The sequence below is a fragment of the Brevibacterium renqingii genome (assembly GCF_017808105.1).
In the GTDB taxonomy this organism is placed as follows: Bacteria; Actinomycetota; Actinomycetes; order Actinomycetales; family Brevibacteriaceae; genus Brevibacterium; species Brevibacterium renqingii.
Genome location: NZ_JADBHF010000005.1, coordinates 119,602 through 143,776, shown reverse-complemented (window position 1 = coordinate 143,776; position 24,175 = coordinate 119,602). Strand labels below are relative to the sequence as shown.

17 protein-coding genes are annotated in these 24,175 nt (G+C 65.7%); 7 read left to right on the top strand and 10 right to left on the bottom strand.

All coding sequences use genetic code 11. The annotated features are described in order from the left end of the window. Positions 1–287 precede the first annotated feature (287 nt). From IHE57_RS06940 to IHE57_RS06925, 4 genes are all read left to right on the top strand, one after another. Positions 288–1,415, top strand: a complete 1,128-nt coding sequence (locus IHE57_RS06940) for a coenzyme F420-0:L-glutamate ligase (RefSeq protein WP_209371974.1) — start codon at positions 288–290, stop codon at positions 1,413–1,415. A gap of 103 nt (positions 1,416–1,518) precedes the next feature. Further along, complete coding sequence (locus IHE57_RS06935) at positions 1,519–2,217, top strand: hypothetical protein (protein ID WP_209371972.1); 699 nt, start codon at positions 1,519–1,521, stop codon at positions 2,215–2,217. Beyond that, complete coding sequence (locus IHE57_RS06930; protein ID WP_209371970.1) at positions 2,205–2,975, top strand: CoA transferase subunit A; 771 nt, start codon at positions 2,205–2,207, stop codon at positions 2,973–2,975. The genes IHE57_RS06935 and IHE57_RS06930 overlap by 13 nt, the downstream gene beginning before the upstream one ends. Positions 2,976–2,986: 11 nt before the next feature. Then, a complete protein-coding gene (locus IHE57_RS06925; protein WP_209325309.1) occupies positions 2,987–3,649 on the top strand; it encodes a 3-oxoacid CoA-transferase subunit B in 663 nt (220 codons plus the stop codon). 181 nt (positions 3,650–3,830) lie between these two features. Here the strand turns inward: IHE57_RS06925 and manA are convergent, their stop codons facing one another. From manA to IHE57_RS06885, 8 genes are all read right to left on the bottom strand, one after another. After that, the gene (gene manA, locus IHE57_RS06920) at positions 3,831–5,144 is read right to left on the bottom strand and encodes a mannose-6-phosphate isomerase, class I (RefSeq protein ID WP_209371968.1); all 1,314 of its coding nucleotides are present in this window, start codon (positions 5,142–5,144) and stop codon (positions 3,831–3,833) included. 281 nt (positions 5,145–5,425) lie between these two features. Beyond that, on the bottom strand, positions 5,426–8,278 hold the full coding sequence (locus IHE57_RS06915) for an NlpC/P60 family protein (protein ID WP_209371966.1): 2,853 nt from the start codon (positions 8,276–8,278) through the stop codon (positions 5,426–5,428). A 264-nt stretch (positions 8,279–8,542) separates the two neighbouring features. Beyond that, positions 8,543–10,063 (bottom strand): LCP family protein, encoded by a 1,521-nt coding sequence (locus IHE57_RS06910; RefSeq protein ID WP_209325312.1) that lies wholly within the window; start codon positions 10,061–10,063, stop codon positions 8,543–8,545. 294 nt (positions 10,064–10,357) lie between these two features. Beyond that, the gene (locus IHE57_RS06905) at positions 10,358–11,506 is read right to left on the bottom strand and encodes an acyl-CoA dehydrogenase family protein (RefSeq protein WP_281389136.1); all 1,149 of its coding nucleotides are present in this window, start codon (positions 11,504–11,506) and stop codon (positions 10,358–10,360) included. Between the two features lie 37 nt (positions 11,507–11,543). Continuing rightward, a complete protein-coding gene (purE, locus tag IHE57_RS06900) occupies positions 11,544–12,071 on the bottom strand; it encodes a 5-(carboxyamino)imidazole ribonucleotide mutase (protein ID WP_209371964.1) in 528 nt (175 codons plus the stop codon). A gap of 16 nt (positions 12,072–12,087) precedes the next feature. Beyond that, positions 12,088–13,290 (bottom strand): 5-(carboxyamino)imidazole ribonucleotide synthase, encoded by a 1,203-nt coding sequence (locus tag IHE57_RS06895; protein ID WP_209371956.1) that lies wholly within the window; start codon positions 13,288–13,290, stop codon positions 12,088–12,090. Between the two features lie 62 nt (positions 13,291–13,352). Then, positions 13,353–14,531 carry an alkaline phosphatase family protein gene (locus IHE57_RS06890; protein ID WP_209371954.1) on the bottom strand — a complete coding sequence of 393 codons (1,179 nt, stop codon included), beginning with the start codon at positions 14,529–14,531 and terminating at the stop codon, positions 13,353–13,355. Next, entirely contained in the window at positions 14,531–15,118 is a 588-nt protein-coding gene (locus tag IHE57_RS06885; protein WP_209325317.1) for a DUF5998 family protein, read from the bottom strand. Before IHE57_RS06885 ends, IHE57_RS06890 begins: the two co-directional genes overlap by 1 nt. Positions 15,119–15,197: 79 nt before the next feature. On the opposite strand from IHE57_RS06885, the gene IHE57_RS06880 reads away from it, so the two are divergent. From IHE57_RS06880 to IHE57_RS06870, 3 genes are all read left to right on the top strand, one after another. After that, the gene (locus IHE57_RS06880; RefSeq protein WP_209371952.1) at positions 15,198–17,870 is read left to right on the top strand and encodes a bifunctional acetate--CoA ligase family protein/GNAT family N-acetyltransferase; all 2,673 of its coding nucleotides are present in this window, start codon (positions 15,198–15,200) and stop codon (positions 17,868–17,870) included. A gap of 326 nt (positions 17,871–18,196) precedes the next feature. Beyond that, positions 18,197–18,751 (top strand): TetR/AcrR family transcriptional regulator, encoded by a 555-nt coding sequence (locus tag IHE57_RS06875; RefSeq protein ID WP_209371950.1) that lies wholly within the window; start codon positions 18,197–18,199, stop codon positions 18,749–18,751. A 148-nt stretch (positions 18,752–18,899) separates the two neighbouring features. Beyond that, entirely contained in the window at positions 18,900–21,647 is a 2,748-nt protein-coding gene (locus tag IHE57_RS06870; protein ID WP_209371948.1) for a DNA gyrase/topoisomerase IV subunit A, read from the top strand. 58 nt (positions 21,648–21,705) lie between these two features. On the opposite strand, the gene IHE57_RS06865 is transcribed toward IHE57_RS06870, so the two are convergent. Further along, a complete protein-coding gene (locus IHE57_RS06865; RefSeq protein ID WP_209371946.1) occupies positions 21,706–23,310 on the bottom strand; it encodes an adenylate/guanylate cyclase domain-containing protein in 1,605 nt (534 codons plus the stop codon). Further along, positions 23,307–24,170 carry a biotin--[acetyl-CoA-carboxylase] ligase gene (locus IHE57_RS06860; RefSeq protein WP_209371944.1) on the bottom strand — a complete coding sequence of 288 codons (864 nt, stop codon included), beginning with the start codon at positions 24,168–24,170 and terminating at the stop codon, positions 23,307–23,309. The genes IHE57_RS06865 and IHE57_RS06860 overlap by 4 nt, the downstream gene beginning before the upstream one ends. Positions 24,171–24,175 lie beyond the last annotated feature (5 nt).

The window sequence follows — 24,175 nt, the reverse complement described above, 5'->3', positions numbered from 1 at the left end:
ACGGTCGAACCCTGAAGGATTCATGCTCGGCGCGTTCCCCTTTAGGTATAAATTACACGTGTGTCATTACCGCTCCGTCAAGCCCTCATGGAGTATTGGAGTACGACCTGAACGCATATTCGAACACACCTTCACATGCACACGCGCCCGGAACCCCATATATAGGGAATGCGATGACTGCCGGGCACAACCTGTAGGACAGTCCTGAGCAAATCTGGAGAATTTAGAAATGAGTCGCCGTCGATGGGATTATGGAGGAATGAGAGTCGAATCACCGGCGGCCGAGCATGAATGACCGTCTCCTCACCGTCTACGCCCCTCCCGTCGAGGAGGAGATCGCACCGGGATCCGACCTCGCCGCGATCCTCATCAACGCGCTGCGCCGCAACCGCATCGACCTCAAGGACGGCGATATCCTCGTCATCGCTTCGAAGGTCGTGTCCAAGGCCGAGGGCCGGCTGCGCACCGTGGCCGACCGGGCCGAGTTCGAAGAGCTCGTCGCAGCCACCGGCACTCATCTCGTCGCCGAACGCTCCTACGGCTCCGGCACCACTGTTCAGGTCGTGCGCACTCCGGCCGGCACCGTGCAGGCGGCCGCGGGCCTCGACCAGTCGAACTCGGGCGGCACGGTCGTCCTCCACCCGCTCGACAGCGACCGATCCGCCGACGCTCTGCGGAAGCGGGTCGAGCAGGCGTTCTCCGTCCGCATCGGCCTGGTCGTCTCCGATACGAGCTCGCGCCCCTGGCGGGTCGGGGTCGGAGACATCGCCCTCGGCCTCTCCGGACTCTCCGGGCTCGACGATCAGCGCGGCCGTCCCGACGACGACGGTCGCGTCCAGACGGTGACGGTGCGCGCCGTCGCCGATGAGATCGCGGCCGCGGCCGACCTGGTCAAGGGCTCCTCCCGCGGCCTGCCGATGGCTCTGGTCAGAGGAGGGGGCGGATATCTCGACAACGGCCGAGACGGGGCCAGGGCTCTGTCGCGCGAACTTCGCGACGACTGGTTCCGCTACGGACATGTCGAAGCCGTCCAGCGAGGCCTCGGTGTGACCGATCTGCCCGGCGGCGCCCCTGCCGGCGACAACGGAGATGACATCCTCGAAAGGGTCTCCCGAGCAATTCGCGTCGTCCGCGCCGGACAGTCGCGGACTCCCGGACATGCGGCCTGGAGGATGCGCATCGAGGGATCCGGTTCGCGCATCACGCTCAGCCCCTCTGACTCTCCGGCCACAGCACAGTCGGGCGGTCCCCCTCTGCTCGAAGCCATGGTCGGACTCGGCTCCCTCGTCGAACGACTCCACACGGCCCTGTTCGCCGAGGACCTCAGCGCATCCACGCACTACCAGTGGGTCGACGGAGAACTCGGGGCCTTCCCTCGCGGGGTGACCATCGACATCGGACTCATCGTCCCCTGACCAGCGGCGCTTCGGGCCACAGAACCGGAATCCGCTCGCGCACCACCTCGGCGAACGGGCCGCAATCGGCAATGACACACACCAGACAACGATGAAGGCGGATATGGATCTCACAGCCATCACACACACCGGCGGGCCGGTCCTGCTCTGGCGCGGTCCCGACCACGACAGTCTCGACCTCACCGGACCGGTCGTCTCGAACTGGGTGAACAAAGGCGTCGGCCTCTTCGGCGACTTCGATCTCGGCCCCGACTTCACCCTCTTCGCTCCCCTGCCGCAGGGCCTGCACTGGCGCGAACTCGTCGCGATCCTCAGCGTCCTCCTCGCCGACGGTCGCGTGGTCATCTCGGACACGCCTCCGGCCCAGGAGCACCTGGCCATCGTCCCCTGCGGACACGAGGACGACGAGTCCGTGTCCGCGGCCGAAGAGGTCTTCGTCTTCAACCCGCCGGCCCTGGCTCTGAGCACCCCGGTCGGCGAGGACTTCATCGACGTCAACTCCGCCATCCGCGCCCATCCCGATGTCGCCTCCCGACGGCTCGCCGCCACAGGCACACTCGAATTCGACGGGCAGCGCATCGACTGGACGCGACAGGACGACGCGAGTGACGGAGCCGGGCGCCCGCAGGGACTCCTCGTGTCGAAATCGACACCGCTTCCCGCTGAGTGGCCGCAATTCCTCAGCCACCTCCTCGGCGGCGGCGAGGTCCTGCTCACCAACGGAGTCGACGAGGCTCGAATCATGGACCTGGCAGACGAGCTCGGAGTGGTCCGTGGCACACTGGGCACATGGACAAAGTAGTTGATACCCCCGCAGCGGCGGTGGCCGACATTGCAGATGGATCATCGATCGCCGTAGGCGGCTTCGGTGTCGTGGGTGTGCCCGAATTCCTCATTCGCGCCCTCCAGGACCAGGGAGCCGAGGACCTCGAAGTGATCTCGAACAACGCCGGTGTCGATGGACGCGGTCTGGGCATTCTGCTCGCCGACGGCCGGCTCCGTCGAATCATCGCCTCCTACGTCGGTGAGAACAAGGAATTCGCCCGCCAGTACCTCTCCGGCGAGCTCGAGGTCGAACTCACCCCGCAGGGGACGCTGGCCGAGAAGCTGCGTGCCGGCGGCGCCGGGATCCCGGCCTTCTACACGATCACCGGTGCGGGCACGCAGGTCGCCGAGGGCGGCATGCCCTGGAAGTACGACGAGAACGGCACTGTCGTCAAGGAGTCGCCGGCGAAGGAGACGAAGGTCTTCAACACCTTCGGCGAAGAGAAGGAATACGTCCTCGAGAAGTCGCTGGCCCCGGACTACGCCCTCGTCCGGGCCGCCATCGGCGATCGGCACGGCAACCTCGTCTTCCATTCCTCGGCCCGGAACTTCAATCCCCCGGCCGCCCAGTCCGCTCGCATCACCATCGCCGAGGTGGAGAAGCTCGTCGAACCCGGCGAGATCGATCCGGACGATGTCCACGTGCCCGGCGTCTTCGTCCACCGTGTGGTTCCGCTGACGCCGGAACAGGTGGCGGACAAGCCCATCGAGAAGCGCACCGTACGGGAAGCCTGAGGAGACACACCATGTCATTGACACGCAATCAGATGGCGGCCCGCGCCGCCCAGGAACTCGAAGACGGCAGCTACGTCAACCTCGGCATCGGCATGCCCACCCTGGTGCCGAACTTCCTGCCCGAGGACGTCCACCTCGTCCTCCAGTCCGAGAACGGTCTGCTCGGAGTCGGCCCCTACCCCACCGAGGATGAGATCGATCCCGACCTCATCAATGCGGGCAAGGAGATCGTCACGATGAACCCGGGCGCCGCCTACTTCGACTCGGCGACGAGCTTCGGCATGATCCGCGGCGGCAAGATCAATGCCGCGATCCTCGGCGCCATGCAGGTCGCCACGAACGGCGACATCGCGAACTGGATGATCCCGGGCAAGATGGTCAAGGGCATGGGAGGCGCCATGGACCTCGTCCACGGCGCCCAGCGCGTCATCGTCATCATGGACCATGTGGCCAAGGACGGCTCGCACAAGCTGCGGAAGTCCTGCGAGCTGCCGCTGACCGGCAAGGGCGTCGTCGAACGCATCATCACCGATATCGCCGTGCTCGATGTCAGCGGCGACTCCTTCACCCTCGTCGAGCTCGCCCCCGGGGTCACCGTGGACGAGGTCAAGGAGAAGACCGGCGCCGAGGTGCGCGTTCCCGACGAGGTGCCCACCATCGAGGTCGCCGCCTGACTTCCTCCGGGCGACCGGCGGGTCGCTGACCGAGAAACGGGCGAGCCGCGCGAGGGCGTCGGGCTTTCCGCCCGCTGTCACCTGCCGAACGCCCGAGAAGTGGTCACGTTCGGATATCAGATCTGAGATTCTGTATCCGAACGTGACCACTTCTCGTTGCGGCCGCGCGAGAATCTGTCTCTCAGCCCAGCGAGGGTGCGGGTTCCAGACCGGTGGTCGCCACGAACAGGTCTCCGTGGCCGTCAGCGGTCACCGTCGGCTCGTTGGCCGCGATGAAGACGCTCTCTCCGCGTTCGAGGGCCACAGAGGACCCGAGAGAGGTCAGCGTGACCGTCCCGGAGGTGCACAGTGCGATTGCCGCACCTCGACGTTCGAGCCTCGTCGCTCGCGGGCAGCGCAGGGCCTGCAGCGCGAAGTCCTCGGTGGACCCGAGCAGAACGCCGTCGCGGTCGGGCTCGACCATCCGCGGCATTCCCGCGTGGAAGTCCGCAATCTTCGACAGCTCCGCGACATCGACGTGCTTGGACGTCAGCCCTCCGCGGAGGACGTTGTCGCTCGAAGCCATGATCTCTATGCCCGTGCCGAAGAGGTATGCGTGCAGCACTCCGGCGTCCATCGCCAAGGCCTCTCCCGGCTGCAGGTGCACGCGGTTGAGCATGAGCGCCACAAGCGCACCGGGATCGTGGGGATAGTCGTCGACGAGTTCGCAGAAGGTCTGCGCCGGGTCGACGGCGCTGCCGAGTCGGCTCACATGCCCGACGGGCAGCTCATCGATGCCGTGCGCGGCGACCTCGTCGACGAGGCCGATCGCCCTCGGATCCCCGAGCACGAGTTCGACGGCACGTGAGAGGCCCTTCGCCTCGCTGAAGGATTTCAGTGCTGCGATGACGGCACCGAGGAAGTCCAGCGATGGCGGTGTCAGCGGCTGGCAGAGCATGCGCTCGAACATCGCGCGCACAGCCTTGCGGGGACGGAATCCCGTGAGCGCATGAAAGTCCGTGAGAGCGTAGATGAGCTCGGGCTTCGCCGAAGCGTCCTTGAAGTTGCGCTCGGGAGCGTCGAGCGAGGGGCCGTCAGCCTCCTCTCGTGCGTATCCGGCTCGCGCCTGCTCCTGATTCGGGTGCACCTGGATCGACAGTGCCCTCCTGGCCGAGAGCACTTTGAGCAGGAACGGCAGCCGGGCGCCGAAGGACTCGACGGACTCATGACCGAGCAGACCGGTCGGGTCGCCTGCGAGGTATTCGATGAGATTCGGTCCCGGCCGAGACTCGGTCGCCACCGGTGCCGGGGACGACGGACCGCCGAGGCGTCCGAGGCGATCGGCTGCCGCCTTCCTCCGCTCCCGATCGAGGTCGAGCTGTGAGGGGCTCATGGGGTGCGCTCCGAGCCAGAGTTCCGCGCAGGGGGTTCCGTCCGGGACCGTGCCCAGGATCGCGGGAATCGCGTCGGTGCTGCCCCATTCGAAGTTCTTGACCGTGTTGTGCAGTCGATGCACTGTTCTGGCCCCCTTGGACGGATCGTGCCGGATCACGCTTCGTGCTCCGGGTGTGCACTGTCCACGATAGCCTCAGCGGCGAAGCGTGCGAGTGCACTTCATGCACTGTTCAGACGGAGTCACACACTATTCACCGCCTGTCATCCGCAGCGCGTTCCGTCGATGCCTGCCACCGCTGAGAACGGACGGGAACCAGACAGTGCCCTGCCGGTGATCCGGAATCGGATCCCTGCAGGGCACTGTCAGTGAGGCTATCGAACGCCTGCTGTGGACGCTGTCGGTCAGCCGATCACGCGGATGACCTTGGCGCCGCGGTTGAGCATCCAGCTGTAGCTGCGCTTCGTGGTGTTCGTCCGCGTCGATCCCGCATCGTACATCTGGCCCTTCGTCTCGGAGATGATTCCGATATGTCCCGGGATCCAGATCAGGTCGCCTGCCTTGGCGTCCTTGATGGAGATCTCCTTGCCCGCATTACGCTGCTGACTGGTCGTACGCGGCAGTTCGATGCCGTGCTTGCCGTAGACGTACTGCGTGTAGCCCGAGCAGTCCCAGCCGGACTTCGGCGAGGTGCCGCCCCACACGTACTTGACGCCGAGGTGGGCCTTCGCTTCCTTGATGATGGACGCGCGCTGGGCCGCGATCTTCTCGGCCTTCGTCGGCTTGTCCTTCTTCTTGTCCTTGTCATTGGACTTGTCGTCGTTCTTCGAGTCGTCCTTCTTGGAGTCGTCCTTCTTCGAGTCGTCCTTGGACTTGTCGTCGGACTTCGAGTCGTCCTTCTTCGAGTCGTCCTTGGACTTGTCGTCGTCCTTCGAATCGTCCTTCTTCGAGTCGTCCTTGGACTTGTCGTCGTCCTTCGAATCGTCCTTGGACTTGTCGTCGTCCTTCGAGTCCTTGTCGTCTGCAGAACCTTCCCCGGAGTCTGCAGGCGACTGGTCATCGGCGGGCTCGTCCCCCGGCGGGGTCGAATCACCCGCGGCGTTGTCATCGGTCACGCCGCCGGCGATCGAACCCTTGGGAGAGAACTCCGTCGTGCCGTAGCCCTCGGCCCAGACCAGACGGGCGCCTTCGAAGAGCTGCTCGCCGCGCCCGTCCTTGTAGACGACGTCGGACTTGGGGTAACCGAGGTGGCCCTTCACGGTTCCCTTGTCACCCCAGTACTTCATGAGCGTGCCCTTGGTGTAGTGCGCGCCGGTGTCCTTGGACCAGTAGATCGACCCCTTCTGGAACCGCTGTGCAGCGCCCCCGTCCTTGAGGCCGCCCTTCTCCGCAGAGGTGGGCAGCCCCAACTCGGTGATCGCATCGCCCTTGTACGACGAGGCGATCGCACCCGACAAGTGGTATGCGCCGGTCTTCTTGGACCAGTAGACGACGCCCTTCTCGAACTTCTGGGACTTCGCGCCCGAGATGCCCTTGACCGACTGCTCCTTGCCGAGCGCCTTGCCCAGCTTGTGCTTCTCGGCGTACTTCTCGATCGTGGTCTTCGACTTCGGCTTGTCCGCCTTCTTGTCGTCGTCCTTCTTCTTGTCGTCCTTCTTGGAATCGTCCTTCTTCTCGTCCGGCTGCTCACCGGTCTTGAGGATGGAGTTGACCGTCGAACGAACCTCGCCCAGCTTCGCGTAGAAGGCGTCGCCCGGGCAGTCGGTCTGCCCCAGGTCGCGGTGTCCGACCAGATTCGACTTCGTCGCCGAGGAGATCCCATTGATGGAGAACTTCCACGCGATCGCCGAGGCCACGGCATCCCGGGTCTTCTTCGGCGGCGCCGAGCTGTTGTAGGTGCCGAGCACGGAGATGCCGAAGGTGCCGGTGTTGTGCCCGGAGACGTGCGCGCCGATCACGGCCTTCGAGATGTCGCCGCCACGCGCCTGCCAGAGACGGCCGTACTTGTCCGCGACGACGTTGTAGCCGATGTCGTTCCAGCCGCGTCCCTGCTGGTGGTATGCCTGGATGCCGCGGATGATTCCGGGGACGTCCTCAGCCGAGTAGCTGTTCGAACCGGAGGTGTGGTGGACGACAGCTTGCTTGATCCCGCTCGCGTAGTCAGGGCTGCCCTTGTAGGCCTTCGCGCCCCAGGAGCTGCGCGAACCGATCTTCGGCTTCGATACCTTCTTCGCCACGGTGGAGACGCTCGACGACCCCGGCACGTAGTTCTGATTCGTCACCGTCGCGCCATTGGCGGCGACGTTCTCGGCAGAAGCCGCCTCGGCGTCGTCCGACTCCTCCGTCGCCGCATCGGCACCCTCAGAGGCACCAGAGGCCTGCTGATCGAGCTCGACGGGAGCGTTCTCGGCCACTGCCTGAGCATCACCGGAATCGCGCTTGGGATCGACGAGCACGAGTTCGGCGTCGCTCGGCGCGGAATCGCCGAGGATGCGCATCTGCACACCGGAGGCGTTCGACACCGTCATGGGCTCGGAGCCCTTGTTCTGGGCCTCCTCCTGCTGTTCCTGGTCGAGAGTGTCCCAGCTGCCCCACTCGGAGCCGTGCTTGACGCGGACCTGAATGCGGATGTTGGACTTCGTCTCGGAGAACGTGAAGCCGATGAGGCTCGGGTTGTTCGACGGCACGTCGAGGACGTCCGAGATGAGTGCGATGTTCACACCGTCTTCGGTCTTCTGGCGAACAGAGCCGGAGATGTCCTCATCGTCCTTCGAGTCCGACTTCTGCGAGGAATCCTCCGCGCCGTCGTCCTCGGTCTTCTGATCTTCGCTCTTCTCGTCCTCGGCGGGCGTCTGCTCCGCATCGGACGGTGTCGAGCCCTCGGACGGTGTCGAATCCTCGGACGGCGCAGCCTCGTCGCTTCCTGACGACAGGCCGGTCGAGACGTTGTTGACCGTGCCGGTCGACGCCGAAGCGGCGGCGTTGACGATGTTCGGAACCTTGGTCGACGCGAGCGCGGTCTGCGACTTGAAGATGTTGGGCAGATTGCTCGTGGCGCTCTGGTTGGCGGCAGTGGCGGTGGAATCACTGGAATCGCGGGCGCCGGGGACGTTGAGTCCGTCCTTGCTGACGTCCAGCGCCTCTTTGGACACATCCGGCGACGACGTGTCCGCAATGGCCGCCGGCGCCGTGACCGCTAAGGTGCCGACGAGCGCGACAGATGCGCAGCCCGCGACAGTGGGCAATAGATATTTCATCGTTACAGCCTTTTCGAGGAAGACAGGGAAGTTCAGGCCTCGAGGTCTCCTGCACCGTTGGCAGTACGGTGGGCAACCCCAACATCTCAAAATTGTTACACATTTTCGGCGTGTCAGACTAGCCACAAAGAAGAATATTCTAGTTACACCGGTGTGGTTCCCAGTATTGGCAAGGGACACACCGAGCAAAAGATTTTCCCGGAATCGTCATGCAGGAGTCGATATCGGTCATTGCCGATCCCGACCGACCACATATCCGATGCCTCAGGGCACGTAGCAGATCGCTTTCGCCTCGGCTTCTTCGCCGTCGTCAGCCGAGGTGCCGCCGGCACCCTGTGCCAGAAGCTGCGGCCCGGAACCGGGGTCCGGATCGAGTCCCGCATCGACTCCGGCGGCTGCTGACAGGTCGCCTCCGGGGGCCGAGACGGCGCCTTTGTCCTCTTCCGAGGATTTGGACGCCTCCTCGATCTTATCGGCTACGAGCTGTCGTGCCACATCGAAGTCCGGATCCGAGGGAGTGATCTGCGGCGGGGTGAGATCGAGGGACTCGATCTTCTGCGATTTGACCTTGAGCGCGAGGTCGACGAACGAGTCGACCTGCGAGGATGGGATGTTCGTCGACACGGCCCCCGGTGTGGCCTTGGCGATGGCCTGGTAGCGGGTGAGCACCGTCGAAGGGTCGAGCTGCTTGACCATCGCCGTCTGCACGCAGCGCTGCCGGATCATCCGCTCGTAGTCGCTGGAGAATTCCCGGGAGCGGGCGAACCACAGCGCGTGATAGCCGTCGAGCTTCTGCTTGCCCGGCTCGATCCACCCCTTGACCGGGCCGTGCTCACCCGTCGTCGGGTCGACTTTCGAGGAGATCGGCACCCGCTTGCCCGAGACCAGGGTGATCCCGCCCAGGGAGTCGATGAGGTTCTCGAAGCCCTTGAGGTTGATCATCGCATAGTACTGGACCTCGAGCCCGGTGATCGCGGAGGCCGCGTCCATGGTCGCCTGCTCCCCGGCGAGCTTCGGGTCCTCGAACTCGTCCTTGTGCCTCTCCCCCTGCTGGAACACCGCGTTGAGCAGGCACTCGCTGCCGCAGTTGAACCCCTGCGGATAATGCTTGTGCAGCGGGGAGTCCTCGGGGAAGGGCACGTTCTCCATGTTCCGCGGCAGACCGACGATGACCGTCTTGCCGGTCTTCGCATCGATCGAGACCAGGGACTGGGAATCAGGCCGGATGCCTGTGCGTCCCTTACCTGCGTCGGAACCGAGCAGCAGGATGTTGTACCTGCCGTCAACGGGTTTGAGGGCCTTGCCCGAGGCGAAGAGGTCGCTCATCAGACCGCGCTGCGAGTTGAGCATCGTCGTCCCCCACGCGAGCGGACCGACGACGATGAGCAGGAGGGCGCAGAACGCTGCCACGAAGCGCTTCCTGGCCCGCTGGGAGAGCGTGACGAGGCGGATGCGACGCAGCGAGTCGAAGAGGCAGACGACCCAGTTGACGGCGATGACCGGAATCCAGATCGTGAGGAAGGTGAGGATGAAGGGATTCGTGCCGATAGTGAACAGGAACGTCCGGTCGAAGAGGACGATCACCCCGGCGACGATGGCCAGCAGCCAGCTGATCACTGTGATCGACAGCGAGATCTTCGCCCAGCGGCGGTGCCCGAACAGCAGCTGCACGCCGCCCGGAACGATGACGGTGACGAGGAGGAGCAGCCAGGCCCGCACATCCCGTGTCGGCTGTGAGGAGTACGAAGGGTAGCGGATCGGGTCCACGTATCTCGTTTCGGCCACTGCCTTCCCTTCGTCTCGTCTGCGGTCGTCACTGTTCGCCAGCCACACGCGGACCTGTGCCGGCGGCCACGCTCAGCACGGTCGGCACGACCGGAGTCGCACCGGGAACCACTGTGCCAAACGGAATTCAGAGTCCACTGTGTTCAACCATTGTGTCGCCTGCGGACTTCCGATTCCGGCACATCCGCGCCGTGCATGTCGGATTCCCCGCCTGTGCGATTCTTCACAGAAGAGCACGCAGACACCGCGGGCCGCCCGATTCGGACGGCCCGCGGTGTCTGCGTGGACGAAGCCTCAGCGAAGCAGCTGACGTCCCATCACCATGCGCTGGATCTGGTTGGTGCCCTCGTAGATCTGGGTGATCTTCGCATCGCGCATCATCCGCTCCACAGGATGGTCCACGACGTAGCCGGCACCGCCGAGCAGCTGCACGGCATCGGTGGTGATCTCCATTGCCGCATCCGAAGCATAGGCCTTCGCCGCGGCGCCGAAGTAGGTCAGATCATCGTCGAAGCGCTCACTCTTCGCGGCAGCGGTGTAGGTGAGCTGACGAGCCGCCTCGAGCTTCATGCCCATATCGGCGAGCATGAACTGGATGCCCTGGTTCTCCGCGATCGCCTTGCCGAACTGCTGCCGTTCCTTGACATAGGACAAGGCGTAGTCGAGGGCACCCTGGGCGATGCCCACGGCCTGCGCGGCGATCGTCACCCGGGTGTGATCGAGGGTGCGCAGGGCGATCTTGAGCCCCTCTCCGGGCTCACCGACGATCCGGTCTCCCGGCAGACGGACGTTGTCGAAGAGCAGTTCGCGTGTGGGCGAGCCCTTGATGCCGAGCTTGCGCTCCTTCTCGCCGAAGGTGAATCCCTCATCCGACTTCTCGACGACGAAGGCCGAGATGTTCCGGCCGCGCGGACCGTCGGGGTCGGTGACGGCCATGACCGTGTAGTACTCGGATTCGCCGGCGTTCGTGATCCAGGTCTTCACTCCGTTGAGAATCCAGTCGTCACCGTCGCGCAGTGCACGGGTCTTCATCGAAGCCGTGTCCGAACCGGCCTCACGTTCGGACAGACCGTAGGAGAAGCCGGCTTCTCCTGCCGCGACCGAGGGGAAGTACTTCTGCTTGATCTCATCGCTGCCGCCGAGCTGCACGGGCATGCTGCCGAGCTTATTCACGGCCGGAATGAGCGAGGAGGAGGCGCAGCCGCGCGCCACTTCCTCGATGATGATCGACACCGCCAGGGCGTCAGCGCCCATTCCGCCGTACTCCTCCGGGATATGGGCGGCGAAGAAGTCCGTCTCCACGAGCGCATCGTGGGCCTCCTGCGGATAGCGGGAGTCCGCGTCGACCTCGGCCGCGTACGGCGCGATCTTCTTCTCCACGACATTGCGCACCGCGGCGCGGATCTCTTCGTGCTCTTCGCTGGGCTGGTAGAGGTCGAACATCATTCTCCTATGACTTATCAAACGTTCAGCAAGGCCATTATTCCTGCAATGCGCGACCTTTGTCGAGGGCGACCTGTCGCAGCTCCTCCCGATAGGCGTCCAATCGGCTCCGCAGCTTCGCGGCTTCCTCACCGTCTCCGGCACCGAGGATGCGCGCAGCCAGAAGGCCCGCGTTCTTCGCTCCGCCGATGGAGACGGTCGCCACGGGCACACCGCCCGGCATCTGCACGATGGACAGGAGGGAGTCCATTCCATCGAGATGCTTCAGGGGCACGGGAACGCCGATGACCGGAAGCGAGGTCATCGAGGCGATCATCCCCGGCAGGTGGGCCGCTCCCCCGGCACCGGCGATGATCACCCGGATACCGCGATCGGCCGCCGACTTCGCCCAGGCGACCATGTCCTCGGGCATGCGGTGAGCGGAGACGACCTCGGCGCTCGATTGGACCCCGAGTCCGCTGAGGGCCTCGGCCGCGGCCTGCATCGTCGGCCAGTCCGAATCCGACCCCATGACGATGCCGACAGGGGCCGCTGCCGGGGTGACGTCTTCGTGTGCTGCGCTCATCTGTGCTTCCTTCGTCTCAGGCGGTTCCGGGGTCTCGATCGGCGAGGAGGTCGCCGGGCGTGGGCATCACGGGGTGCGGATCGACGTCGACGCCGGCGATGAAATCCGCAGCGTGGCGGGCCCGGGCCAGCACGAGCTGCCGGTCCTCGCCGTAGGCGTTGACGTGTCCGACTTTGCGGCCCGGACGCACGCTCTTGCCGTAGAGGTGCACCTTGACCGCGGGATCGTGGGCCATGACATGCAGATACGGCTGGTAGAGATCGACGTGCTCGGCGCCGAGGATGTTCACCATCACGGACACGTCCTCCCGAGCCGCCGGGCTGCCCAGGGGCAGGTCGAGGACGGCGCGCAGATGCTGTTCGAATTGGCTCGTCACCGACCCGTCCTGCGTCCAATGCCCGGTGTTGTGGGGGCGCATGGCGAATTCGTTGATGAGGAAGCCATCGGAGGTCTCGAACGTCTCCATGGCCATGACACCCGTGACTTCGAGGGTGCCGGCGACCTTGAGGATCGCCTGGGTGATCGCCTTCGCCTTCTCCGCGTCCAGGTCGGGTGCCGGCGCGATCGCCTCTTTGCAGACCCCGTCCTGCTGCCAGGTCTCGACCACGGGCCACACCGCTGTCTGCCCCATCGGGGACCGCCCGACCATGACCGCGAGTTCGCGGGTGAAGTCGACCTTCTCCTCGGCGAGCAGCTGCGGGACCTCGCTGAGCCAGTCGACGCCCCCCTCGAGACTGTCGATGACGCGGACACCCTTGCCGTCGTAGCCGCCGCGAGGTGTCTTCAGGATGAACGGATAGCCGACTCGGGCGGCGAAGGCCTCGATGTCGGCGGCCGATGTGATCTCCGCCCAGGCGGGGTTGGGGAGGCCGAGCTCGTCCATCTTCGTCCGCATCCGGATCTTGTCCTGAGCGAAGATGAGGGCCTGCGGTCCCGGACGCACGGTGTGGCCGGCCCGGACCAGAGCCTGCAGGTGCTCCGGCGGAACGTGTTCGTGGTCGAAGGTGATGACGTCGACGGTCTCGGCGAAGGCCTTGAGCGTCGGATAGTCAGTGTAGTCGCCGACGGTCACCTCATTGATGACCTGAGTGGCGGGGGCCTCAGCGGTCTCCGCCAGAACGGAGAACCGGATGCCGAGGGCTTCTGCGGCAGGGGCAAGCATGCGTGCCAGTTGGCCGCCGCCAATGACACCGATACGAGGAAAAGTCACGTCTGCCATCCTAACGCTCGCCACCGGCGGACACGGCTCGTGGTCCGCGATTCGGGCCGCGTATCCGGGTCTCAGACGACGAGGAGCGGGATCTCGAGCTCCCGTTCCGTGGTCGAACCGTGGTGGCCGATGAGCGCCAGCGCCGAGGCGGATTCGACCTGGGAGTCGACGACCGCGAACTCATCGGCGCAGATGATGAGGAAGTCGCCGATCCGGCTGTACACGTGCGGGGCCACAGGGCCGAAGTACCCGCGCGCGATCGCCTCGGATTTCGGCAGGATGAGGCCGCGCTCACCGATCGTCTCCCGCCAGGCGGAGCCGACGTCCGCCTCGGCACCGGGTTCGGCGTAGAGGTGGAGAGCCCGCGGTTCCCCGCCGACGTGCCTGAGACCGGCTTTGAGCTCGGGAGCATCGGCGAGGTCGAGACGACGATCGTGGTCGACGTCGACCATCCCGTGATCGGCAGTGACCAGCATCGTCGCATCGTGGGGAAGATCGGCGGCCAAACGGGACAGAGCGAGGTCGACTCGTTCGAGCTCCTCGGTCCAAGCTGCCGAGTTCGATCCGTGCACATGACCGGTCTTGTCCAGATTGCCCCAGTAGAGATAGACGAGTCGGCGCCCCGGCGCCCGAGCTTCGGCCAGGGCCTGCGAACAGCGCTCCTCCAGGGTCTTCGAATCTCGGAAGCGGCCTCCGCGCAGGGAAGCGCGATTGAGCCCGCGGCCGGCGAACTTCCTCTCGCCGAGGCTGACCACGTCGACGTCGGCGTCCGTGAGCCGCTCGAAGAGCGTGGCGTCGGGCACCCAGGCCACCGGATCGACGTCGAGGTTCCACGTCAGCTGGTTGAACACCGCGTCCTTCTCCGGGTCGAGCACTCGGTAGCCGACGACTCCATGCGCACCGGGCAGACGGCCCGTGGCCAGGGACGACAGAGAGTTCGCCGTGGTCGAGGGGAACCCGGCGGACAGGGTCCTGCGGGTGTCGGCCAGGGACCGGAAGAAGGGGGTGTAGCCGCTGTAGCGCCGCAGCTGCTGCTCCCCCAGCCCGTCGATGAGCACGACGATCGCGGTCCGTGAGTGGCGGTCGAGACCGAGCCTGCGCGCGCGCTCCTGCACCTCGGTGTCGAAGATGCTCCCCGCGCCGAGGCCGAGTGCCGCGGCAGGAACGATGTCTGACAGGACAGGGCCGGAGTAGTCCGGTGGCCCCAACAGCGGCGCGCCGTCCTGGGGCCGCGGTGTCGTCTCACCCATCAACGACGCGATCTGAGCCGGGCGTGGAAGACCGCGGCCCGCAGCCTTCCGGCGAAATCGGCGATGCGGTCGACGGCGGCCTGGCCCTCGGCCTCGGCCGAGACCCGGAGCATGACGTCTTCGGCGAAGACCGAGCCGCCATAGCCGTGATCGCCCATGCAATTGGGGTCCCCGCAGGTTTCGGGAAAGGCCTCGATCCGCTTGGAGGCACCCCACGACAGGGTGAGGGAGACTTCGACCGGCTTGTCGCCAGGTGTGTAGGATGCGGGGTCGGCGAAGGTGCGGCCGACCATGACCGTACCGAGTCTGTCGAGCTCGATGTCCTCGCTGCTGGTCACGGCCCGCGGATTCGACCCCGGTTCGGAATTCGGGTCGTCATCGACGTGCGCCAGCAGCAGACGGGTCTCGGTGAGGACGAACGCGGTGACGTGCCGGTGGATGGATTCGATGTCGACATGGGTGTCGATGTGGACGAAGTGAGCCAGTACCGGTTCGTCGAACAGGGAGTCGGCGAGTATGCCTTGGGTCAGCTGAGGATAGTAGCCGGCCGACTGCAGATCGTGTACGAGAACCTCGGGTAATGCCATGTCCTCCATTGTGCCCCACTCCCCTGACACTTCCCAGCGAGGTCGACCGCAATCGGAGCCGGACGCATATGCTGGGACCATGGAAAACTATCCTGCCGGGTGGGAAGCCGATGTCGTCCTCCGGGACGGCGGCACCGCCCATCTGCGTCCGATCACTCCTGCCGATGCCGACGCTCTGGCGCGCATGCACGAAGCTCAGTCGCCGGAGTCCGTCTATCTGCGCTTCTTCGCTCCGCTGCCGCGTCTGCCGCAGCGGGATCTCGATCGATTCGTCAACGTCGACCACCACGATCGTGTCGCCCTGATCATGCTCATCGGCAATGACATCATCGGCGTGGGACGCTTCGACAGGATCTCCGACACCGAGGCCGAGGTGGCCTTCAACATCGCCGATGCCCATCAGGGGCGCGGAATCGGCTCGATCCTGCTCGAGCATCTGGCCGCGGCGGCCCGAGAATCGGGAATCCAGCGATTCACCGCAGAGGTGCTGCCGCAGAATCGCTCGATGCTCCAGGTCTTCCAGGCCGCCGGCTACGAGGTCTCCCGCGGATTCGACGACGGAGTCGTGGCCGTGAAGTTCGACATCGATCCGACCGCGCGGTCGATCGAGGTCCAGGCCTCCCGCGAGCACAGGGCCGAGGCCCTGAGCGTGCGCACCGTCCTCCATCCCACCTCGGTGGCGGTCATCGGCGCCAGTCGCAAACGCAATTCCACCGGTCACCTGCTCATCCGCAACATCACCGCCGCGAAATTCACCGGCAGTCTCTGGGTCGTCCACCCCGAAGCCGATCAGATCGCCGGGGTCCAGGCCTTCCCGAGCCTCGACGCACTGCCCGGCACCGCCGATCTCGCTGTCATCGCGGTTCCGGCCGAATCCGTCACCGAGGTCGTCCAGGACTGCGCCGCCCACGGCGTCAAGGCCGTGCTCGTCATCTCCTCCGGCTTCGCCGAGACCGGCCCCGAGGGAGCGGAGCTGCAGAGGCGGATGGTCGCAACCTCGCGCGCCTACGGCATGCGCGTCGTCGGTCCGAACTCATTCGGTCTGGTCAATGAGGCCGAGGACATCTCGCTCAACGCCTCACTGGCCCCGTTCCTGCCCGCCTCGGGCACGCTCGGCCTGTTCAGCCAGTCGGGGGCTCTGGGCACCGCACTGCTGGCGGCCGCGAAGAAACGCGGTCTGGGCATCTCGACCTTCGTCTCCGCAGGCAACAGGGCCGATCTTTCGGGCAACGACATGCTCCAGTACTGGGAGGAGGACCCGGCCACGCAGACCGTCGGTCTCTACCTCGAGTCCATCGGCAATCCGCGGAAGTTCTCTCGGATCGCCCGCCGCGTCTCGCGGGTCAAGCCGGTCGTTGTCATCAAATCCGACCTCACCGGCCGCGAGCTGCCGCCCGGTCATATCGTGCGCACCTCGTCGCTGGCTCCGAACACGCTCGACCAGGTGCTCGAACAGGCCGGGGTGATCAGAGCCGACACCGTCCACCAGCTCTTCGACCTCGCTCAGGTCTTCGCCACACAGAAGCTGCCCGAGGGACGGCGGGTCGGAGTCATCGGCAATTCGGCGGCGATGGGCACCCTGATCGTACAGCGAGCCCGGTCCGAAGGCCTGCATGTCGAGTGCGATCCGGTCTCCCTCCACCCCGAAGTCGACGCCGAGGCCTTCCGGGCCGAACTCGATGCCATGTTCGCTCGGACCGACATCGATTCCGTCATCGTCACCTTCACCCCCTCGGCCGGTGCTGAGGAGTCGGAGATCGCAGCCATGCTGTCCGAGTCCGCCGCCCGTTCGGGCAAGACCACAGTCGCCTGCTTCCTCGGCATCCATGGCGTGCATGACGAGCTCACCAGCTACCTCGCCGACGACGAGGGCAAGCGCGTCTCGCGGACAGTGCCCAGCTACATCGGCCCGGAGGATGCGGTGTGGGCCTTGGCCCGAGCGACGGACTACTCGCGCTGGCGTGCGGCCGATCACGGTCGGTACATCGAACTCGACGATCTCGACGACAAGAAGGTCCGGACGATCATCGACGCGGCCCTGACCGAGGCGAAGCCGGGCACCCCGGTCCGCCTCGAACGCGATGACACACGGGAGCTGCTCAGGGCCTACGGCATCGAGGTCCTGCCCTACATCGCGGCCTCCTCGGTCGAGGAGGGACTCGCCGCGGCCGAGAGGATCGGCTACCCAGTGGCCCTCAAGGCCGTGACGAAGGTGCTCCGCCATCGGATGGAACTCGGCGGTGTCCGCCTGAACATCGACTCCCCCGAAGAGCTCGCCGAGGATTTCGCCGCGATCCAGGACACCATCCGGCAGCTGGCCGGTGACGAGGAGCCGCTCGTCGACGTCCAGGCCATGGCCCCGCACGGAGTCCCCTGCGTGCTGCGCGCGGGCGAGGACCCGCTGCTCGGCCCGCTGCTGGCCTTCTCCCTGGCCGGTGACACCACTGAGCTGCTCGGAGATGTCGCACACCGGGTCGCGCCGATCACCGACAAGGAGGCCGGGAACATGATCCGGTCGATCAAGGCCTCCCCGCGTCTGTTCGGCTATCGGGGCCTGCCGCCGATGAATATCGAGCCGCTGAGGAATGTGCTCGAGCGACTGTCGGTGCTCGTGGAGAACCATCCGCAGATCCTCGAGCTCGTCATCCACCCCATGGTCGCCACGGAGACCGATGGCCATGTGCTCAGCGCCCACGTGGACCTGCTGCCCGACCCGACTCGCATCGACGGCACCCGACGACTCCTCAGTTGAGAGACGAAGCGATGTTCGGATCCGCGCCCGCGGCTCCGGCCGGCCCTTCCTCAGCTTCTGCCGTCCGCCGCCAGAAGCTGAGCATCGCGTCAGCACCGGCCGAGGACGCACCCCGAATATTGGGAACCGCCTGGCAGATTGGCGAGTCTTATACCAATTCGCAGGGTTGACAGGTAGTGTCTGTATCCGTTCAGCACGAAAAGTTATGAATTCGTGTTTCAGTGAGTGGCCGCTCCGGCGGCCACTGTCTGTGGCCAGCCACTGGCCACCCACCGACCACGGCACCGGCAACTGCGGGTGTCCCATGAGAGCGAGGCCTCACAGTCATGATTTCGCGCAGAGACGTAGTCACCGACTCCGCGATCGCCGTAGTCGCCGAACAGGGAGTCCGTGGACTCACTCACCGGGCGGTCGATGCGCTGGCCGAACTGCCGGTGGGTTCGACATCCAATGTCTATCGCACCCGCGATGCGCTGATCACCGGAATCATGGAGCGCATCGGCGAACTGAATTCCCAGCAGCTCGAACGCATCCCCGAACTGGTGCGGGCACCGGATGCCGATCCCATCGAGGTCGCCATCGACTTCTGCATGAACTGGCTGACCACCGACCGCAACCGGTTCTACACCATGATGATGCTCAGTCTCGATCCGGCGCTGCCTCCCGAGGCCGTCGCCGCCAAGGAGAAGAACCTCCGGGCGATCCAGGACTTCATCATGCGCTTCGCCGGCGTCGACGCCGATTACGCTCGCCGCGTCAACAGCTCGATCGCCGGCATGATGTTCAGCGAGCTCGTCTCCGGCACCGCCGAACGGGCCAATGTCGAGGCCTATATGAAGGAGTTCTTCTCCTGGCTGCACAACAGCCGCGAGTCGGCCTGAGCCTCCGACACGAACGCTGCGCTGACGCCCGATTGAGCCGGAGAGCTCAAATCGAACGCTAGAATCGACGGGTGCCCTCCTGCACTGAAGCACGCCTGCGGCGCGGACGGGCACGAGAATCGAACAGTTCGTGCGTCAAAGGAGTTCCATGCCCGAAGGCAGAGTCATCGATGTCGACGTCTCCTCAGAGATGGAGAGTTCGTACCTCGAGTATGCGTATTCGGTCATCTACTCCCGTGCGCTGCCCGATGCCCGGGACGGCCTCAAACCGGTGCAGCGGCGCATCGTCTACCAGATGGGCGATATGGGGCTGCGACCGGAACGCGGCCATGTGAAGTCATCGCGCATCGTCGGCGACGTCATGGGCAAGCTCCACCCGCACGGCGACTCGGCGATTTACGACGCACTGGTGCGTCTGAGCCAGGACTTCATCATGCGTGTGCCCTTGGTCGACGGCCACGGCAACTTCGGTTCGCTCGACGACGGGCCCGCGGCCCCGCGCTACACCGAGGCCCGACTGACCACCGCGTCGATGCACATGATCGCAGGACTCGACGAAGACGTCGTCGACTTCGTCCCGAACTACGACAACACGCTGACCCAGCCCGAAGTGCTCCCGAGCGCTTTTCCCAACCTGCTCATCAACGGCGCCTCGGGCATCGCAGTGGGCATGGCCACGAACATGGCCCCGCACAATCCCGGTGAGGTCATCGCCGCCTGCGCCCACCTCATCCGCAACCCGGATGCCGGTCTGGCCGAACTCATGCGCTTCATCCCGGGCCCTGACCTGCCCACAGGAGGCCGGATCATCGGTCTCGATGGTGTGCGCGAGGCCTATGAGACCGGCCGCGGCACCTTCCGCACCCGCGCCACCGTCTCGATCGAGAACATCAGCGCCCGCCGCAAGGGCATCGTCGTCACCGAGCTGCCCTACCTCGTCGGCCCGGAGAAGGTCGTGTCGAAGGTCAAGGACGCCGTCGGAGCGAAGAAGCTGACCGGCATCGCCTCGATCGACGACTATTCCGACCGCAAGAACGGCCTGCGTCTGGTCATCGGGGTCAAGAACGGCTTCAATCCCGAGGCCGTGCTCGCCGAGCTCTACCGGCAGACGCCCTTGGAGGAGTCCTTCGGCATCAACAACGTCTGCCTCGTCGAGGGCCAGCCCTCCACTCTGGGTCTGCGAGACCTGCTCATGGTCTATCTCACCCACCGCATCGACGTCGTGCGTCGCCGCACGGTCTTCCAGCTGCGCAAGGCCAAGGACCGGCTCCACCTCGTCGAGGGCCTCCTCATCGCAATCCTCGACATCGACGAGGTCATCCAGCTCATCCGCTCCTCGGACGACGCGGCCACGGCCAGGACACGGCTCATGGACGTCTTCGAACTCTCCGAGCTGCAGGCGACCTACATCCTCGATCTGCAGCTGCGCCGACTCACGAAGTTCTCCCGACTCGAACTCGAGGCCGAACGCGACGAGCTGAAGAAGCGGATCGACTATCTCGAATCCCTGCTCGCCGATGAGGCGAAGCTGCGGGAGCTCGTCGCGACCGAACTCGAAACGACGGCCGAGATCATCGGATCGCCGAGGCGCACAGTCCTCATCGAAGGATCGATGAAGGAGCTGACCGCCAAGGGCAAGAAAGCCCCGACGAACCTCAAGATCGCCGACTCCCCCTGCCGGGTGCTGCTGTCGACCTCCGGCCGCATCGCTCGGACCTCGGATGCCGCACCCCTGGCACGCGACGGCCGGCGTTCGAGCCATGATGCACTGCGCTCGGAGATCGTCACCACGACCCAGGGCAAGGTCGGAGCCGTCACCACCGCAGGGCGCCTGCACATGGTCGATGTCGTCGACCTGCCCGCGCTGCCCCCGGCCGCATCCAGACCCAATGTCGCCGGTGGCGTGAAGATCGCCGAGTACGCGGCATTGGAGAAGAACGAGAAGATCCTCGGTCTCGTCGACCTCGATCGCGAGTTCGTCCTCGGCACGGCCCAGGGCGTCGTCAAGCGGGTGTCCGTGGCCGGACGGCCGAACAAGAACGAATGGGAGGTCCTCACCCTCAAGGGCAAGGACACCGTCGTCGGTGTCGCGCAGCCGGAGGCGATCGACGATTCCCTCGCCGTGTTCGTGACGTCGAACGCCCAGCTGCTCGCCTTCGACGCCGGCGGCCTGCGAGCCCAGGGCTGGAACGCTTCGGGCGTCGCGGGAATCAAGGTCGGCGCCGAAGCGCAGGTGATCTTCTTCGGCATGACTCCGAAGGCGGCGAAGACCGATGAGGACGGAGACGCCGATGCCGCTCTCGGCAGCTTCGCCGTGGTCACCATCGCCAGCGGGGAGAACTTCTACGGCGCGCCCTCTTCCTCGATCAAGGTCAGCGAGTTCTCCGAGTTCCCGACCAAGGGGCGGGCGACCTCGGGGGTGCGTGCGCACAAGTTCCTCAAGGGCGAGACCGAGCTGTCACTGGCGTGGGTCGGCGACTCACCCCAGGCCGCTGCCATCGGCGGGGGTGCCCGGACGCTGCCCGCGGAGCTCTCGCGTCGGGACGGTACCGGTTCTCCGTTGGAGTCGAAGATCGACGTCATCGGCACGCTGCCGCGCCTGGGCGGGGCCGAAGCGAGCGACCATTCGGCCGGTGCCGACTCGGATCCCGATGGGTCCGTTCCCTCACCTGAGCCGGGTTCGAGGGCCAGCGGCGGGAAGCCGAAGGCTGCGGCGAAGCGGACGACCGCGGGCGCGGCACAGCACGGTCAGCAGGGACTGGCGACGAGCGTCGACGGGCTCGGACTCGATGTCGATGATGCCGAGGACGAGATCGCACGGGCGAAGTTCGACACCGAGGACGCCGTCATCGTCTCCCATGACGACGAAGAGGATGACGGCTCCGCCCTGTTCTGAACCGAGCGTCGCCGCCGGAGCGAGGCGAGCGTCGGTGCTCTGAGGAGCGCGGCTGCGCTCAGGACTCGCCTTCGTCGTCGAGATCGAGTCGCATGCGCGCCGCGGTGCCGCGCTTCATTTCGCCGATGGCGGTCTCACCGAGCCCGTGGAGCGAGATCGACTGTCGGGGTTCGAAGACGTAGTCATCGGAGGCCGAGAGCACGCGCGCGGTCTCTTCGTCGGTGAAGATCGTCCCGGGGTCGGCGACTGCGGTCAGGCGCGCCGCAAGGTTGACGCTCGACCCGAAGATGTCCCCCAGACGCGAGAGCACTCGACCCCAGACGAACCCGACGCGGGCCTGCGGCAGGTCCTCGGCGGCAGTGACGCGTTCCATGAGAGTCATGGCGATCTCGGCGCCGGCCAGAGGAGTGGAGGCGGCGAAGAACACTTCGTCGCCGACGGTCTTGATGACACGCCCGCCCCCTGTGGCGACGATGTTGTAGGCCATCCCCTGGAACTCCTGGACCATGTTCGCCAGCTGTCTGGGCTCCATCTGCTGCGACAGACGGGTGAAGGAGACGAGGTCGATGAAACCGACCGCCCGCGCCAGAGGCATCGAGGAATCGTACCAGCCCTGCCGGTTGTCCATGGCCAGACCGTCGGAGACATTGACATTGAGCCGACCCATCACCTCGGCGAGGTTGCGCCGCCACGAATACGTGAGCATCTTCTGCAGAGGGTCGATCATGTCCTCGACGACCTGGAGGGCGTCCCGGCGCGCCTCGGGGTCGGACAGCCCCTTCTCCTCGGTGAGGAACTCGACGAGCGTCTCCATCTGCCAGACGACGAGTCGGTCGGTGGTCTGTCCGATGGCGCGGGCCAGGGACAGCGCGGTGTCCTGATCGATGAGGCCGTCGGCGACGGGCTTCGCCCACATCCTCAGGGCGTGCGCGTCGCTGACGGTGTAGGCCTTCTCCCCCTCGTCGGTCTGCGACATTCCGAGTGCTCGCCACATCTTGCGCGCCGAGACCGTCGAGATGCCGCCGAGCTTGGCCGCCTCGCGCCGGTCGAGGACGCGCTTGCCGTCGAGCAGGATCTCCTCGAGGCGTTCGGCGGCCGTGCGGGTCTCGTAGATCGTGTCGTCGAAGTCGGCCGCATCGTCCTCGTCCTCGCCCTCCTCCACGATCTGCAGCGCCGCGGTGCGCGGATCTTCGTACAGCCCTCCGAAGAAGTCTCCTTCAGCATCGGCGTCTCTCTCGGCCGCGGCTGTGTCGTCGGAGGAGCCGGCAGGGGCGGTCTCGAGACCGCGCACCAGATCGTCGTCGCCGTGTTCGATGCCGTGCACCGAGGCTGGGGATGCTCCGGCTCTCGCCGGAGCGGCATCCGCGGTGTGTTCTCGCAGCCGTTCGTTGGTGATGATCGGCAGCGAGTTCGGTCCTGCGGACGATTCCGCCTCGGCGGTGGCCGCTTCGTCCGCGGCGACCTCCACGTCGCGCGTCGGATCGGTGTGCGAACGATCGACGTCCCGGGCCTCCGCGTCCCCTGCTGCCGAGTTCTGCGAAGCTGCTTCCGAGGCACCGGAACCCTCCGGCGTCTGCCCGTCGTGCTCACCGACCTCGGCCGAACCGAGGCGCTCGCGACCGACGACATCGAATCCGGCGGTGAAGTCGGAGACGGCCATCATCGCTCACCTCCCTCGTGGTCGGGCGGAGTGGGAGCCGGACGCAGGTGGTGGACGTCACCGGCGCTGACTGACACCCGATCGTCGATGATGAGGTCGGCTCCGGAATCGAGGCCGGTGGCGGTCCCGATGAGCTCCGAGCCGTCGGGCCTCTCCACCCTGACCTGCGTTCCGAGCGTGACCATGTGCTCACGCACTCTCTGCGCGGTGGGGCTGTCACGGAAATCCTCATCGCCATAGTCGGTCAGCTCTCTGTAGCAAGGGATCAGTGTGCTCAGGATCGACAGTAACAACGCTTCATGATCAATTTCTGAACCCTCGGTCCCGGTCTCGATGGCCAGGGAACTCGCATCGGCCCGCGGCAGATCGGCCGGCTGCAGTCGCGTATTCAGCCCCATCCCCAACACGATCCTCGGTCCGCTCGGAAGGGACTCGATTCGGGCGAGGATGCCGCACAGCTTCTTCCCCTCGACGGTGAGCACATCGTTGGGCCATTTGATCACGGAGGGCACACCCGCCTCGGCGACGGCGGCGCGCACGGCCTCACCGGCGATGAGCGGAATCCATCCCCACTTCGAGAACCCGGCCGGAGGAGTGAGAAGGATCGACCAGGTCAGACAGCCACGGGCCGGGACCGTCCAGGTCCGCCCGAGACGACCGTGGCCGGAACTCTGGAAATCGGTGCCGCAGATGGTGAACTCGGCCGGCGCTTCGACGCCCTCTCTCACGAGACGCGCCAACTCGTCGTTCGTGGACGCGCAGGTATCGTCCCAGATCAGACGCGGGAGTGAGAGACCACGGTCCGCGGCTGCGCGGACGACGGATTCGACGTCGACGAGAAGGGAATTGTGTTGGCTGTTCACCAGAC